The following is a 15155-nucleotide window of genomic DNA, read 5'->3' on the forward strand; positions in this document are numbered from 1 at the left end:
GGAAATAAAATGAGAACAATTCCAAAATTTCGGTGGTACATGATTTTACTTGTCTGTGCTATTACAATAATCAATTATCTTGATCGAACGGCATTAGGCGTTGCCGCGCCGACAATTTTAGAAACCACAGGTATTACTAAAGAGCAATATTCTTGGATTGTTAGCGCATTCCAGTTAGCGTATACGATAGGTCAACCTATCATGGGCTTTTTTATTGATACTATAGGTCTAAGACTTGGGTTTGCTATCTGTGCGGTAATTTGGGGATTAGCAACCATGGGTCATGCATTGACAGGTACATGGCAAGGTTTAGCTTTCATGCGCGGTGTAATGGGCTTTAGTGAAGCATCAGCTATCCCAGCAGGAATAAAAACTGCCTCTATATGGTTCCCTGCAAAAGAAAGAGGGATCGCATCAGGTGTGTTTAATATGGGGACATCTTTTGGTGCTATGTTAGCTCCACCTCTAATCGCTTGGTGTATTTTATTCCAAGGTTGGGAATTTGCTTTCGTTGTTTCTGGTTCGTTAGCATTAATTGCTGCTCTTGCTTGGTTTATTTTTTATCGTGACCCTAAAGATTCAAAAATATTGTCTCCTGAAGAAAGAGAATATATTGAAGCAGGTCAAGAAAAATATTTAGACAATGATAAAGAAAAAGTATCTTTAAAAACGATCCTTACTCAGCGTAATTTCTGGGGTATTGGTATTGCACGTTTTCTTGCAGATCCAGCCTGGGGGACAATCAATTTTTGGGTGCCAATTTTCTTCGTTGAAACATTACACTTTAGTTTAAAAGAAATTGCTATGTTTGTTTGGCTACCGTTTTTGATGGCTGATCTAGGCTGTTTAGCAAGTGGTTTTGTTGCGAAGTTTTTTAATGACCGTGGAATATCATTAATCAATTCAAGATTGATCACCTTTACCATCGGCGCTGTGTTAATGATGACCATTGGTTTTGTTAGTATTGTTGAAAACCCATACTTAGCGGTATTTTTAATCAGCCTTGGTGGTTTTTCACATCAATTGTTATCTACTGTTGCATCAACTTTAGGCGGCGACTTATTTAAGAAAAATCAAGTTGCTACAGCAGTTGGGATGGCCGGTGCTTGTGCTTGGACAGGTCAATTAATATTTAACCTTTTCATTGGTGCATTTGTAGGCATAATTGGTTTTGGTCCTTTCTTTATTGCATTAGCTTTCTTTGATGTCATCGGTGCAATTGTGCTTTGGACATTTATTCGAGAGAACCAAGTTAATCAAAGTACCACTAATTAATCATAACTAGATAACTAACAAATAATTAATAATAACTAACATAGGTAGGATCAAAATTTTTGATTCTACCTATTTTTTTGAAATTGATTAATTATTTTAATTAGCCTTATTATTTATTTCATTTTTAATAGTTCAAATAATGTGTAAATATTATTTTTTTACACGACTTTTTTGAATAGATCAGGTAAATTATTGAGTATTGAGTTATTTATATTATAAATAGATTTGTTTTAATTTTAGCAAGAACTAAGGATGAGCCTAATTCATGCGTGATAATGAGCCAAAAATGTTGACCAGCCTTTTGTCACAAGGGGCTCTATTATCCCAAATAAAAGAAAGGACATTAGCACTGAGTCAATTAACGAAGGTTATTGATGAATTGCTTCCAGCACCGTTGAATCAGCAATATAGAGTCGCAAATTATCGTCAAGGCATTCTTATTCTTGAGGTTAGTTCTGCTAACTGGTTAACAAGAATAAAATACGAACAAAGTAATTTGATTTCAGGTATACGTGAAAAAATCTTACCTTCGTTATCCTCTATTCAATATAAGATTAATCCCACTATTGCGACAAATAACTCACAATTAGTTAATTTTTCAAATAAGAATGCTAAAATTAATAATGTGATTACGATTCAAACAACAATATATTTAAATGCTTTGGCTGAGCAAGCACCTGAAAAACTAAAAAAACAATTGATAAAACTTGCTAACCATGCAAAATAAGCTAAACAATATTTAGAAATAATAAATGAAAAGATACAGGAGTGAAATATGGATAAAAGTATGATGACCTATATTATCATCGCCTTAATAATTGGTTTTATTGTGGGAATAATTTTCATCAATTTTGTTTCTCAAAAAGGACGTAAATATGCCAAAGTTAAACGCGAATTGGAACAAGCCCAAGAAGAATTAGCATCTCAAAAACAGATGATGGTTAAACATTTTTCTCATAGTGCTGAAATATTGGATAATATGGCCAAAGATTTTCGTCGCTTATATCAACATATTGCTGAAACTTCTGGGCAATTTGTAACTTCTGATGATATGCCTATGATTGATTTAGAAGCCGTCAATAATGATATCAGTGTCAAAAATGAATTAACACTTGAAAAGCAGCCTAAAGACTATTCAGATAATCCTTCAGGATTATTCAAAAATGATGAAGTGAAATCTTAATTAATTTTCAACATTTCTTAGTTTTATTAGGCTATTTATGTTTTAAATATCAAATTTCTTAAATAAGAGAGTTTTATGATGAGTCATTCTTTACGAAAACCAAAAAAATTATTAAGTATAATTGCATTAAGTTTAGGTTTAAGTTTAGCTACATTATCTAATGCCAATGCGGCATTCCCATTTTTACCAACGGATAATAACCAACAACAACCATCGTTGGCACCAATGTTGGAAACCGTTTTACCTTCGGTAGTAAGTATTAAAGTTGAAGGCACTGCTCAAATGCAAAATAATATGCCGGAAGAATTTAGACGATTTTTCGGCTATCCGGATAGTCAATCTAGGCCTTTTTCGGGATTAGGTTCTGGTGTCATTATTGATGCTGAAAAAGGATATATTGTTACCAATAATCATGTAATTGATAGCGCCGATAAAATTACGGTAGTAATAAATGACGGTCATGAATATCAAGCAAAACTAATTGGTAAAGATCCACAAAGTGATATTGCTTTATTAAAAGTGGATAATGCAAAAAAATTAACCTCAATCAAACTTGCTGATTCAGATAAAACACGAGTTGGTGATTACGTTGTTGCGATTGGTAATCCATTCGGTATCGGTCAAACTGTTACTTCTGGTATCATTTCTGCGTTAGCTCGTAGTGGGTTAAGTATGGATGGCTTTGAAAATTTCATTCAAACTGACGCGTCAATTAACCAAGGTAATTCCGGTGGTGCTTTAGTTAACTTAAATGGTGAACTAGTTGGGATAAACACTGCTATTATTGCGCCAAGTGGGGGTAATGTAGGAATTGGTTTCGCTATACCTAGTAATATGGTTAGAAGTTTGACTTCTCAACTTATTGAGTATGGTGAAGTTAAACGAGGTGTTTTAGGTATAAAAGGTAATGAATTAACATCAGATATTGCTAAAGCTTTTGACCTTGAAGTACAAAAAGGTGCTTTTGTTAGTGAAGTTATAGATGATTCTGCTGCAAAAGAAGCAGGAATTAAATCTGGTGATGTCATCATTTCTATGGACGGTAAACCGGTTGATAGTTTTGCAGAGTTACGCGCAAAAATCGCGACAACTGGAGCTGGTCGTACAGTTAAATTAGGTTTGATTCGAGATGGCAAAGAGATTTCTGTTGAGGTTAAATTGAAAAACGGTGATGCATCCAGTACCGAAGCAAAATCTTTACATCCAGCACTTGAAGGTGCAACACTTGTTAATGGTGATATAAAAGGACAAAAAGGTGTATTAATTGAGAGTATTGTTAAAAACTCTCCTGCTTCACGTTTAAGTTTACAAGAAGGTGATCTTATCACTGGGGTCAATAAGTCTAGAGTTAATAGTATTTCTGAACTACGTAAAGTGATTGATAGCAATCCTTCTGCAATCGCTTTAAATATTGTCCGAGGAGATAGCCGTTTATATCTTATCTTACGCTAAGTAATTATATAGCTAAAAATCGTCGATGCTTTGCATCGACGAAAACTTCATTTTAACCATCAGTTAGATATGATAGAATCCTATCAACTATTCTCATCTTTATAATAATTATGCTTAAAAAGTTTCTTTGGCCAATATTAATTGGTGGTGTGTTAGCGATAGTATTACTCATTATTTTCCCTTCTTTAAGAAATGGAACACAATCAGATTTTTCTAGATCTATTTTTAATGAAGAACCTATGAGTTATTCTGACGCGGTTAAGATTGCTGCTCCAGCAGTAGTAAATATCTACAGTCGATCGATTAATTCTGTTCCAAAACAATCACAAGATGGCCCAATTACACCGCTAGGTTCTGGTGTAATTATGAGTGAGTATGGCTATATTATTACCAATTATCATGTTGTTGATGGAGCTGAACAAATTATTGTTGCCTTGCAAGATGGTCGAATTTTTGAAGCATTACCTGTAGGTTCCGATAAGTTGGTTGATATTGCTGTGCTTAAAATAGAGGCAACTAATATCCCGGTCATACCTATTAATTCTAAACGAGACCCCAAAATTGGTGATGTTGTTTTAGCTATTGGTAATCCATACAACATCGGTCAAACGATTACCCAAGGTATTATTAGTGCGACAGGGCGTGACGGATTAAGCCCATATCGTCGACAAAACTTTATTCAAACTGATGCATCGATTAATCATGGTAATTCAGGTGGAGCTTTAGTAAATACTAAAGGTGAGTTGGTAGGCATTAATACATTAACATTTGCTAAAAATCTCGGTAATGATGTTCCTGAAGGAATTGGTTTTGCCATCCCAACAGCATTAGCCGTTAAAATAATGGATAAATTAATTCAAGATGGGAAAGTAATTCGAGGTTATATTGGCATTGATGGGTTAGAATTCGCCCCAACGCAAAATCCTAGTGATTTACCGAAGGTATTAGGTATATTAGTTACCAATGCTGAAGGACCTTCATTACAGGCCGGCGTTGAAGCAAATGATATATTAATTATGGTTGATAATAAACCAGTAAAATCCATAGTAGAAACTATGGATCAAATTGCAGAGTTGAAACCAGGAACAATCGTCCCCATATTAGTTTTGCGAAATGGAGAAAAGATTGAACTTCAAGTAACTATCGGGCAATTACCGGTTTAGATTGGTCGATTATTACTTGATTATCTTTCATATAGGACGTATAATTCGCACCCTTATCATGTTATTTAACACTCGTATGGTGTATAGATTTTGCGATTAAGCCGTTTATATAGCGATACGAACAAACTTTAGAGGTTTATTATGAAAGAAGGTATCCATCCAGAATATACTGCAATTACAGCAACTTGTTCTTGTGGTAACACAATTAAAACTCATTCAACTATTGGTCATGATATTCATCTTGACGTATGTGGTGAATGTCACCCGTTTTATACTGGTAAACAACGTGATGTTGCAACTGGCGGACGTGTTGATAAATTCAAACAACGTTTTGCAATGGTTGGTGGTAAAAAATAGTTTTACTAAACTAACGTTGTCAAAAAGGCGCTTTAAGCGCCTTTTTTGTATCTACTATTCTATTTTAATTCAATCATTAGTCGATTAAATCCGGATCGATGCCTAAATCTCTCATCATTTTTTGTGCTTGTTGTGGAATTCCATCATCACGATCTTTCTGAAGATCTTCATCACAAGGGAGTGGTTGACCAGTATAAGCGTGTAAAAAGGCTTCACATAATAATTCACTATTCGTTGCATGACGTAAGTTATTGACTTGTCGCCTTGTTCGCTCATCAGTTAATATTTTAAGTACTTTCAACGGAATTGAGACTGTAATTTTTTTTACTTGTTCACTTTTTTTACCATGTTCAGCATAAGGGCTGATATAATCGCCGTTCCATTCCATCATATTTTTCACCAAATCACATCACAAATAATGTGGGTAATTTTAGCGTTTTTTTTATTTAGCTGCAATCTATACACCAAGATAGTTAGACGTCTAGACATGTTGACGTCTTTTTTTATTGTGCTATTCTTATACAATTATTAGATATATAAAATGATTGGTAGGAAGGTTGTTATGGCTAGTGATTCTAAAAATCTAAGACAAGGTGCTAATTTTAGCCAAGGCACGATAGCTGTTCGTGGTGGAATTAATACAGATGATCAATTTGGTAGCGTAGTTCCTGTTATTACGCCTTCAACATGTTATCGTTATGAAGAGTTTGCAACACCGAGGAAGTTTGATTATGGTCGCAAATCCAATCCAAGTAGACGATTAGTCGAAGAAACCGTTGCTAAATTAGAAGATGGGGCGGATGCTATTTTAACTAATTGCGGTATGTCAGCAATACATCTAATTAGCGTTGCCTTACTTAGTCCAAATGATGTTGTTGTTGCGCCTCATGACTGTTATGGCGGTAGTTATCGATTATTTAATAGTTTGAGTCAAAAAGGCTATTTTAAAACAAAATTTGTTGACCAATCAGATTCTGTTGCTTTGAAAGAAGCACTTAGCTTAAAACCTAAATTAGTCTTAATTGAATCACCAAGTAACCCTTTGTTACGAGTTGTCGATATAGAAGCGATCACTCGACAAGCTCATGAGGTTGGTGCTTTGGTTTTAGTCGATAACACTTTTATGACACCAATTTTACAAAAACCATTGGAGCTTGGTGCTGATATTGTTAGCCATTCTTGTACTAAGTTTTTAAATGGCCATTCAGATTTACTCGCTGGAATATTGGTGTTTAAAGATCAACAATTAGCAACGGATGTACTATGGTGGGCCAATAATATCGGAACATCTACTTCGTCATTTGATAGTTATTTGTTATTGCGTGGTTTAAGAACGCTAGCAGCAAGAGTTAAATTACAGCAAGAAAATGCGCAAAAAGTGGTAGAATTTTTAGCAAATCACCCTAAAATTGCAAAAGTTTTTCACCCATCATTACCTTCAAATCTTGGACATGATATTGCGAAAAGACAACAAAAAGGTTTTGGTTCACTGCTAAGTTTTGAATTAGCCGGTGATGCTAATGTTATGCCGAAATTTTTAAATGCACTCAATATATTTACATTAGCCCAATCACTTGGTGGTGTGGAAAGTTTAATCTGTCATCCTGCAACTATGACTCATTCAGGAATTAGTGCTGAAGCACGTAAAACCGCAGGTATATCCGATCAATTATTACGTATTTCGGTTGGTCTTGAAGATATCAGTGATCTTCTTAATGATTTAGAACAAGCACTAGCTCAAATCTAAATTTTATCTGCTGATCAATAGGATTGAGAAATAATTGATTTTATCAATCCTATTTTCCTTTACTTTCATAATAATGCACTATTTTACTTTTTGACTAACTAAAGTGGTTAAATTAGTGTTTATATTTGCCTCAAAAACCCCGTTCCTCAACTCAAAAATTCAATATCACTCCATATCTATAAATCATCTAATTTAGAATAAAACTGAATTATTATCAGGCTAATACAATGATGTGGTTCATATTTGAAGTTATGACAAGATTAGGCAAACAATCATTTCCAGTATAGCTGTTTGTTTCAACAACTATCATCATGGGCTTTTTTAAAGCCCATCCCTGTTTTTAATCTTTAATACCATTATCTTTGATGACTTGCTGATACCAATAAAAACTATCTTTTTTAATTCGATTAAGTGTTTTTAAGTCATGATCATCTCGATCAACATAAACAAAGCCATAACGCTTTTTGAAACCTTGATGAGAACTTAGTAAATCAATTACTGACCATGGACAATATCCAAATAGTTCAACCCCATCTTCAATTGCATCATGACAAGCTAATATGTGCGATTTGATATAATCAATTCGATAATCATCATGTACTTTATTGTCAACAGTTAATGTATCTGGAGTACCTAATCCATTTTCAGTAATAATTAATGGTAAACGATATTGGCGATAATATTCATTTAATACTAGTCTCAACCCCATCGGGTCAATTTGTGCGCCATAAGTAGATGCGGTTAAATTTGGGTTTTTCTCAATTTTGAAATAACCATATAAATCGAAATCAATATCTTTTTCTTTAGTGCCAAATGGATGAGCATCATCTTCCGGTAAATAGCTTGCGACTAATGTTCGATAGTAATTTACGGCAATAAAATCAGGTTTAGCTTTTTTTAATATTTCGGCATCTTCTGGTTGTGTAATAGGGTAGATACCACAACGTTGCAAATAATGTTTATAGTATCCCGGATAATCACCAAAACAGTACATATCTAGGGCATAATTAGTTTTAAAATTATCATTCATTTTAGCTGCCCAAACATCCATTGGTTTATTACTTGCAGGATAGGTCATGGTGGATGATACCGCTGGTCCTACTTTGCTTCCAGTAATTAGTTCATGACAATCATTTGTTGCCATCGCATGAGCAACAAACATGTGATAATCCATTTGAGCTCTCACTTTTTCTGTGTCGGCTGGTGCGACTTTGTACATGTTCATTCGTTCATTAACACGAATCATCAAATTTTGTTCATTATTGATTTGCCAGTTTTTTACCCGATCACCAAATGCTTTATAGCAGACCTGAGCATAGTGTCTAAACGCATCGACACAACGGCGGTCTTGCCAACCATTATATTTATTAACTAAGGCAAATGGTAAATCAAAGTGATAAAGGGTAATAAATGGAATGATATCATTTTTGATTAATTTGTTAATTACTCGATTATAAAAATCAATCCCAGCTTGATTTATTTCACCGTCCCCATCAGGAATAATACGTGCCCATGATATTGAAAAACGATAAGTTTTTAATCCCAATTCTTTAAACAAAGCAATATCACTCTCTACATGATGATAGAAATCACTGGCAACTTTGCTATCGGCTTGCACTGCAGAGCGTTGAAATGAGTTATAATCAGCAACGGTCATCCCTTTTCCATCAGCATCCCATCCACCTTCAATTTGAAAGGCAGAAGATGATGCTCCCCACCAAAAATCCTTAGCAAAAGCTTTCATATATTAACCTCTAAACTTGAATAAATAATAAATTGTCTTTTTTACTGACGTGATCTTCTTGACAATATTCTATATTTTTATATTGATCCGAATTAACGACAATAACCGAAGTCGTTAAATCGAATTCTTTTATTTTATCAATATTAAATGAAACTATTTTGGTTCCTTTTTTAATGTGTTGTCCTGCTTGTACATAGGATTTAAAATATTTACCTTGTAATTTAACGGTGTCAATTCCAATGTGGATCAACAGTTCAATGCCATTGTCTAACTTTAGACCAATTGCGTGTAAAGTAGGGTAGAGTACTGATACTGTACAATCTGCTGGAGCAATTATTTCACCAATTTTAGGATAAACTGCTATCCCTTTGCCCATCGCTCCTGAAGCAAATACTTCATCTTTGACTTGATTTAAGGCAATGACCTCACCCTCAACAGGCGATAGAATAGTTGTATCAGTGGTTAATGGAGTTTGAATTGTTTTTGATTCTTTTTCGTTTGGTATGTCATTAAATCCAACAATCATTGTCATAATGCATGAACCAAAAAATGCAAAGCCTATACCAATTAAATAGCATAAGAACGCTTTTGTACCTGCTTCCGCATAAACAGGTATTGTTAATACCCCTTGGTTGGCAAAGGCTGTACCATAAGATCCTCCCCAACCCATTAATCCTCCAGCAAGTGCACCACACACAACCGCACAAATCATTGGTTTTTTCAATCTTAAGTTAGCGCCATAAATCGCTGGTTCGGTAATGCCGAACAAGGCTGTGATTGTTGCCGATGCGGCAACGGTTTTTAAATTTTTATTTTTGGTTTTGAAAAATACACCTAATGCGGCTCCAGCTTGTGAAAAGTTCGCCGCTCCAGCGAAAGCAAGTAAGTTCTGGCGTCCAGTTTGAGCTACGTCATTAATGCCGATTGGTACAATAGCACGATGTGCGCCAAAGATGACTAAAATACACCATACACCACCAATAAATGCTCCTAATAATATAGGGCTAACGCCCATAATGTAGTAATAGATCCAGTTTATAAATTCGCCAATATAGATGCCAATAGGACCGAAAATAAGTAAAGTAGCTGGTATCATGATAAGTAATGAAAAAGTTGGCACCATGATAATTTTTAATACTTCAGGGATAATATATTCCAAAAATCTTTGTACATAACTTAAAATAAATACCGCTAATATAATTGGGATAACGCTAGACGTGTAACTTGCTTTGGTTAATTCAATGGTAAACAGAGTGACTTCAGTTTTACTAGCCATTAAATTGACAATTGATGGATAACATAATGTTGCACCAATTATCATCGATATAAATTCATGAGCTTTAAATACTTTAGCAGCGGTATAGCCAAGTATTATTGGCATGAAGTAGAAAACTGCATCTGATGCAGCATGTAAAATCGTGTAGGTGTTATAAGTTTTGATATCAGTTTGATAGTAATAATTACCTATCATAACCGCTATAGCTAAAATTCCCTTTAACATACCTGATGCTGCAATAGCTGGGATGATTGGTGTAAAAATAGCTGCAAAAGCATTAAGTATTTTTACCCCTAATGAAACTTTAGGTTCCGTTTGATTACTTTGTTCTAACTCGCCAATTAGAGGGAGGAGTTGCTCATAAATTTTGGTGACTTTATTGCCTAATACTACTTGGTATTGTCCACTACTTTCAACAACGGAAATCACACCTTCTGTCTGTAATAATTTTTCGCGATTAGCTTTTTTACTGTCATTTAATTGAAACCGTAAGCGAGTAAAGCAGTGTGTTAAGTTGATAATATTCTCTTTACCGCCGACTAATTCGAGTATTTGCTGTGCAATTTTTTGATAGTCCATTATTTTCTCCATTACTTAAAGAATGGTTATTCATTGATAAAAAAGCTTAATACACTAAAAATTATCATTATTATATAAATCATAAAATTAAGATGTTTGTATTATGAATTTAGTAAGATCAATTTTTATCACTTTTTAATTCACTTCAAGCTAGCATAGTTTAAAAAATTAGACAAGTTTGTCATAATTATTGCTAAATAATTTATTTAGATATATTTTTAGAGCAAAAATTATCAGTATTAAAATTGTGGATAAATGAAGTCAGCCAAGAAGAAGTCTTATTTATTGTTGTGTATTGTGTTTTTTTTCTGGTATGCACAATATATCTATATTCCTTATCAAACCCCTTATCTTGCGGCGATAAATATATCGACTACTATGATCGGAATGGTGGTTAGTGCTTATGGATTTTCGCAATTATTCTTAAGATTGCCGGTTGGTTTATTAGCCAATGTAAAAGAGAAACATAAAATTTTTATTGTATTAGGCACCTTTTTTGCTGGAATTGCATCGGTGATTCGTATTATTGAACCGAATGGAACTGGTTTTCTCGTTGGTAATATAATTTCAGGTTTCGCCAGTGCAATGTGGATCTCTTTTATGGTGCTTTTTTTAGGTTTTTATCCCAAATCTAAAAAAGGGTATGCAACTAGTTTAATTATAATGGTTAATAATCTAGGTGTGTTTTTAGCCTTTTTAACAAGTACATTATTGTATGATTATATTCATATGGTAGGAATTTGTGTGCTTAGTTGCTTTAGCGGGTTATTGGCTTTTATTTTAGCAATAAAGCTAAAATATCCGGAAAAGATCCATCATGATTTTAACTATCATCTTTTGTTTAGCGCATTATGTAATCGAAAATTATTGTTTTTCTCATTTCTTGCTTTAATTCAGCAAGGCATTCAAATGTCTACCACAATGTCTTTTACTAATCAGATATTGAGTGATTTAGGGGGGAATGCCTTTTTAATTGGCATTTCTTCAATTGTCTATATGTTATCTTCAGTTCTATTTGCTAAATTGGGGGCGACTAAGTGGATTAATCTGATGAGAATTTCAAGCTGGGTAATTTTATCTTTTCTATTACTAGCACTTTATTGTATTTTAGTACCTCAGGTCTCTTCTGTTTATATTATTCTTCTATTGCAAATTATCCCTGGTATAGGGACGGGTATACTATTTTCGTTTTTAAATTTTGAAGCGATGATAGATGTGCCATCGTATGCCCGTTCTGCTGCCATGGGATTATTTCAAGCTATTTATGCACTAGGTATGACGCTATTTCCAATTATTGTTGGAATAATTAGTTTGAAATGGTCGATGATAATCGCCTATTTTGCCTTAGCCGGTATAGCAATAATAGGCGCAATTTTATCAATGATTTACTGGTTAAAATTTAGAAAGTAGATCACTTAAAATTTTATATAGTGACACACTATCTTATTAGTTAAATGGTTTTACTATTGAAATTTAGCCTAATAATCATTAGGTGATGCTTGTGCAAGTACTTCGCGATTACCATTATGACTTGGCGCACTTATAATGCCTTCCACTTCCATTTGTTCTACTATTCGTGCAGCGCGATTGTAACCAATTCTAAATTTGCGTTGGACGCTTGATATTGATGCTCGACGGGTTTCAACCACAAATGCTACTACTTGATCGAAAAGTGGATCGAGTTCTTCATCGGTCATATCGAAGCTATTACCTTCATTATCATCAGTTGAAACTGTTACATTCTCGATATATTTAGGTGTGCCACGCGCTTTCCAATCTTGTACAACTGCATGAACTTCTTCATCACGTACAAATGCGCCATGAACACGAATAGGAATTGAGCTATTTGGTGCTAAATAGAGCATGTCACCCATACCTAGAAGTGATTCTGCCCCCATTTGATCTAGGATTGTACGTGAATCAATCTTGCTTGAAACAGTAAATGCTATTCGAGTTGGTATGTTGGCTTTAATTAAACCAGTAATTACATCAACTGATGGGCGTTGGGTTGCAAGCACTAAGTGGATGCCAGCCGCTCGAGCTTTTTGTGCAAGTCGTGCAATGAGCTCTTCGACTTTTTTTCCAACGGCCATAATTAAGTCGGCGAATTCATCCACCATAACCACAATATATGGAAGTTTTTCAAGCGTTGGTATTTCAAGATCCAAACTATCAGTGGGTTTCCAAAGAGGATCTGGAATTGGTCGTCCCATTTCTTCGGCAAGTTTGATTTTTTCGTTAAAACCAGCAATGTTACGAACGCCCAATGCTGACATCAATCGATAGCGACGCTCCATTTCATTAACACACCAGTTAAGAGCATTAGCCGCATCTTTCATATCAGTTACTACTTGGGTCAATAGATGAGGAATCCCTTCATAGATAGATAGTTCTAACATTTTAGGATCAATCATTATAAACCGAACATCTTCAGGTTGTGATTTGTATAAAATGCTTAATATCATGGCATTAACACCTACTGATTTACCTGAACCGGTCGTTCCTGCAACCAATAAATGTGGCATTTTAGCTAAATCTGCAACCACTGATTGTCCTGCAATATCTTTTCCTAATACAATTGTTAAAGGAGATTGTGCATTTTTAAATTGTGGACTATCTAATACTTCTCTGAAATAAACAGTTTGCCGATTTTTATTTGGTAATTCAATTCCGACATACGGTTTACCTGGAATAACTTCGACCACCCGTACTGAAGGCATTGATAATGAGCGTGCTAAATCTCGGTCAAGTGTCGAAATTCTTGCTGCCTTTATGCCTGGTGCAAGTTCAATTTCGAAGCGAGTAATAACGGGTCCAGGTAAATAATCGACAACTCTAGCTTTTACTCGATAATCAGAGAGGCTTTTTTCGATTTGTTCTGACATTGTATTTAACGCCGCGTGGTCAACTTCAATTCGAGTTGTTGGTGGTGGCGTTAATAAATTTAACGAAGGTAACGGCGTTGTTGGTTTTGGTAAAGGCTTATCATTGCGTTTTAGCAAAGGATGAATAAGGCTTTCTTCCTCATCCTCATCCGTAACTTCTTTTATTTCATTATTAGTTTGTTGTTCATTTGATTCGTTTACTACCTCATTTTGATATATGTCATCAATGAGAGGATTTTCTTCTTTAAGAAGTGATATATCAACATCTTCGGGTATCTCAAATTCGGCTGGAATATCATTAGTATTATGATATTCAGGTGTAATACTTGGTGATGTTTCCGCTAAAGGTTCGATTACAATTGGATCAACTGAGTCTTGAGATGTAATATGATTTAGATTAATTTTTGGCTCATTATGCTCCATAGTGAATAAAGGTTTACTTGGTGCATCGGCAATAGCGTATTTATCTTCTTCAAAAGGTTCTAAGGCCTCACGACTATTAATTACTCCATCAGATTCTGTTGAACTCATATCACTCGTGGTGCTTTCATTCATATTTTTCAAAATAGTTTCCATTCGCGCTAAAATCGCGTCAGGATCCATTTCTTTTTTAGATATATCTTTAGTCGGTTGGTTGGTTTCGTTAGGAGATGTATTTGCCTCAATAGATTGCAATAATTGAGCAGCAGTTTTTATAAATACTTCATCATCTTTTAATGAAATAGGTTTAGTTGTACTAATATCTGATTCTGTCGCCAATTTGGTTGAGTCAATATTATCACTAGTATCAACATCAATAGGTAGATCAAATTGTGGCTGTTTTTCTGTTGTTAATTTGTCTTCTTGATTCGAATCAGCTGGTTGTGAAACTTTATCCGGAGTAAATAACCATTTTATTGGTGACAAGATGAACATAACTAACGCACCAATTTTTTCAAACAGATAAAGCCAAGAGAAACCAGTTAAAAGCGTAATACATGCTAGTGTTGTTGCAAGCAAAGCTAGAGAGGTAGCTAAGCTACTCATAACAGGTAGAAGGCTTTCAATTACTATCGAACCTAAATAACCACCTGCTTGGAATTGTTCTGGATCGCGAATATTAAGAGCAAAAAAACCACAACAACTAAGTACAAAAGCTAAAATGCCGATAATTCGGAAAGAAACACTAAAATAGTTAATAGGATCATTGGCATGGCGGTAAAAATAACCCATTAATTGTAAACAAAAAAAGATAATAATAACCGGTAAACTATAGGCGATTAATCCAAAAAACTGAAATAAGATATCAGAAATATATGCACCAATATAACCGCCTAAGTTGCTAATAGGATAGTGCCAAGCTGTACGTGACCAGCCAGGATCTGATGGGTTGTAAGTAAACAGTGATAAAAATAAGTAAACAGACAGGCCTATTAATGATAATAGAATTAATTGTGCAACAATCTGTCTTCTTGTAATTTTAGATTTTTTCAAACACGTACCTAAAAACTATCT

12 protein-coding genes are annotated in these 15155 nt (G+C 34.5%); 8 read left to right on the forward strand and 4 right to left on the reverse strand.

Features of this window, described 5'->3' with window-relative positions; genetic code table 11:
* The first annotated feature begins 9 nt into the window (after positions 1-9).
* The 6 genes from J3U09_RS03575 (at position 10) to rpmE (ending at position 5430) form a co-directional block, all read left to right on the forward strand.
* The gene (locus tag J3U09_RS03575) at positions 10-1275 is read left to right on the forward strand and encodes an MFS transporter (RefSeq protein ID WP_065563631.1); all 1266 of its coding nucleotides are present in this window, start codon (positions 10-12) and stop codon (positions 1273-1275) included.
* Between the two features lie 265 nt (positions 1276-1540).
* Positions 1541-2002: a DUF721 domain-containing protein gene (locus tag J3U09_RS03580; protein WP_267357160.1), complete on the forward strand. Its 462-nt coding sequence runs from the start codon at positions 1541-1543 to the stop codon at positions 2000-2002.
* A gap of 48 nt (positions 2003-2050) precedes the next feature.
* A complete protein-coding gene (locus J3U09_RS03585; RefSeq protein ID WP_267331808.1) occupies positions 2051-2458 on the forward strand; it encodes a YhcB family protein in 408 nt (135 codons plus the stop codon).
* A 78-nt stretch (positions 2459-2536) separates the two neighbouring features.
* Positions 2537-3910, forward strand: a complete 1374-nt coding sequence (locus J3U09_RS03590; protein WP_065563750.1) for a Do family serine endopeptidase — start codon at positions 2537-2539, stop codon at positions 3908-3910.
* Between the two features lie 110 nt (positions 3911-4020).
* Positions 4021-5073, forward strand: a complete 1053-nt coding sequence (degS, locus tag J3U09_RS03595) for an outer membrane-stress sensor serine endopeptidase DegS (RefSeq protein WP_065563628.1) — start codon at positions 4021-4023, stop codon at positions 5071-5073.
* A gap of 141 nt (positions 5074-5214) precedes the next feature.
* The gene (rpmE, locus tag J3U09_RS03600) at positions 5215-5430 is read left to right on the forward strand and encodes a 50S ribosomal protein L31 (RefSeq protein WP_065563627.1); all 216 of its coding nucleotides are present in this window, start codon (positions 5215-5217) and stop codon (positions 5428-5430) included.
* Positions 5431-5506: 76 nt separating this feature from the next.
* Here rpmE and metJ read toward each other — a convergent pair whose 3' ends face one another.
* Entirely contained in the window at positions 5507-5821 is a 315-nt protein-coding gene (gene metJ / locus J3U09_RS03605) for a met regulon transcriptional regulator MetJ (RefSeq protein ID WP_267352977.1), read from the reverse strand.
* A 171-nt stretch (positions 5822-5992) separates the two neighbouring features.
* On the opposite strand from metJ, the gene metB reads away from it, so the two are divergent.
* Entirely contained in the window at positions 5993-7177 is a 1185-nt protein-coding gene (gene metB / locus J3U09_RS03610) for a cystathionine gamma-synthase (protein ID WP_267352978.1), read from the forward strand.
* A 340-nt stretch (positions 7178-7517) separates the two neighbouring features.
* Here the strand turns inward: metB and J3U09_RS03615 are convergent, their stop codons facing one another.
* Complete coding sequence (locus J3U09_RS03615) at positions 7518-8921, reverse strand: glycoside hydrolase family 1 protein (protein WP_267357162.1); 1404 nt, start codon at positions 8919-8921, stop codon at positions 7518-7520.
* Between the two features lie 10 nt (positions 8922-8931).
* Positions 8932-10776, reverse strand: coding sequence for a beta-glucoside-specific PTS transporter subunit IIABC (locus J3U09_RS03620; protein WP_267357163.1), 1845 nt, complete (start codon positions 10774-10776; stop codon positions 8932-8934).
* Positions 10777-11031: 255 nt separating this feature from the next.
* Here J3U09_RS03620 and J3U09_RS03625 point away from each other — a divergent pair, with 255 nt between their 5' ends.
* Positions 11032-12186, forward strand: a complete 1155-nt coding sequence (locus J3U09_RS03625) for an MFS transporter (RefSeq protein ID WP_065734687.1) — start codon at positions 11032-11034, stop codon at positions 12184-12186.
* Between the two features lie 68 nt (positions 12187-12254).
* On the opposite strand, the gene J3U09_RS10980 is transcribed toward J3U09_RS03625, so the two are convergent.
* Entirely contained in the window at positions 12255-15134 is a 2880-nt protein-coding gene (locus J3U09_RS10980; RefSeq protein ID WP_416380030.1) for a DNA translocase FtsK 4TM domain-containing protein, read from the reverse strand.
* Positions 15135-15155: the final 21 nt, after the last annotated feature.

Origin of the sequence: Gilliamella sp. B2889 (genome assembly GCF_026536885.1) — a bacterium.
GTDB lineage: Bacteria > Pseudomonadota > Gammaproteobacteria > Enterobacterales > Orbaceae > Gilliamella > Gilliamella apicola_E.

Coding starts and splice junctions, on each gene's coding strand:
- J3U09_RS03575 (WP_065563631.1), top strand. CDS start 10: ATGAGAACAATTCCAAAATTTCGGTGGTACATGATTTTACTTGTCTGT.
- J3U09_RS03580 (WP_267357160.1), top strand. CDS start 1,541: ATGCGTGATAATGAGCCAAAAATGTTGACCAGCCTTTTGTCACAAGGG.
- J3U09_RS03585 (WP_267331808.1), top strand. CDS start 2,051: ATGGATAAAAGTATGATGACCTATATTATCATCGCCTTAATAATTGGT.
- J3U09_RS03590 (WP_065563750.1), top strand. CDS start 2,537: ATGAGTCATTCTTTACGAAAACCAAAAAAATTATTAAGTATAATTGCA.
- degS (WP_065563628.1), top strand. CDS start 4,021: ATGCTTAAAAAGTTTCTTTGGCCAATATTAATTGGTGGTGTGTTAGCG.
- rpmE (WP_065563627.1), top strand. CDS start 5,215: ATGAAAGAAGGTATCCATCCAGAATATACTGCAATTACAGCAACTTGT.
- metJ (WP_267352977.1), bottom strand. CDS start 5,821: ATGATGGAATGGAACGGCGATTATATCAGCCCTTATGCTGAACATGGT.
- metB (WP_267352978.1), top strand. CDS start 5,993: ATGGCTAGTGATTCTAAAAATCTAAGACAAGGTGCTAATTTTAGCCAA.
- J3U09_RS03615 (WP_267357162.1), bottom strand. CDS start 8,921: ATGAAAGCTTTTGCTAAGGATTTTTGGTGGGGAGCATCATCTTCTGCC.
- J3U09_RS03620 (WP_267357163.1), bottom strand. CDS start 10,776: ATGGACTATCAAAAAATTGCACAGCAAATACTCGAATTAGTCGGCGGT.
- J3U09_RS03625 (WP_065734687.1), top strand. CDS start 11,032: ATGAAGTCAGCCAAGAAGAAGTCTTATTTATTGTTGTGTATTGTGTTT.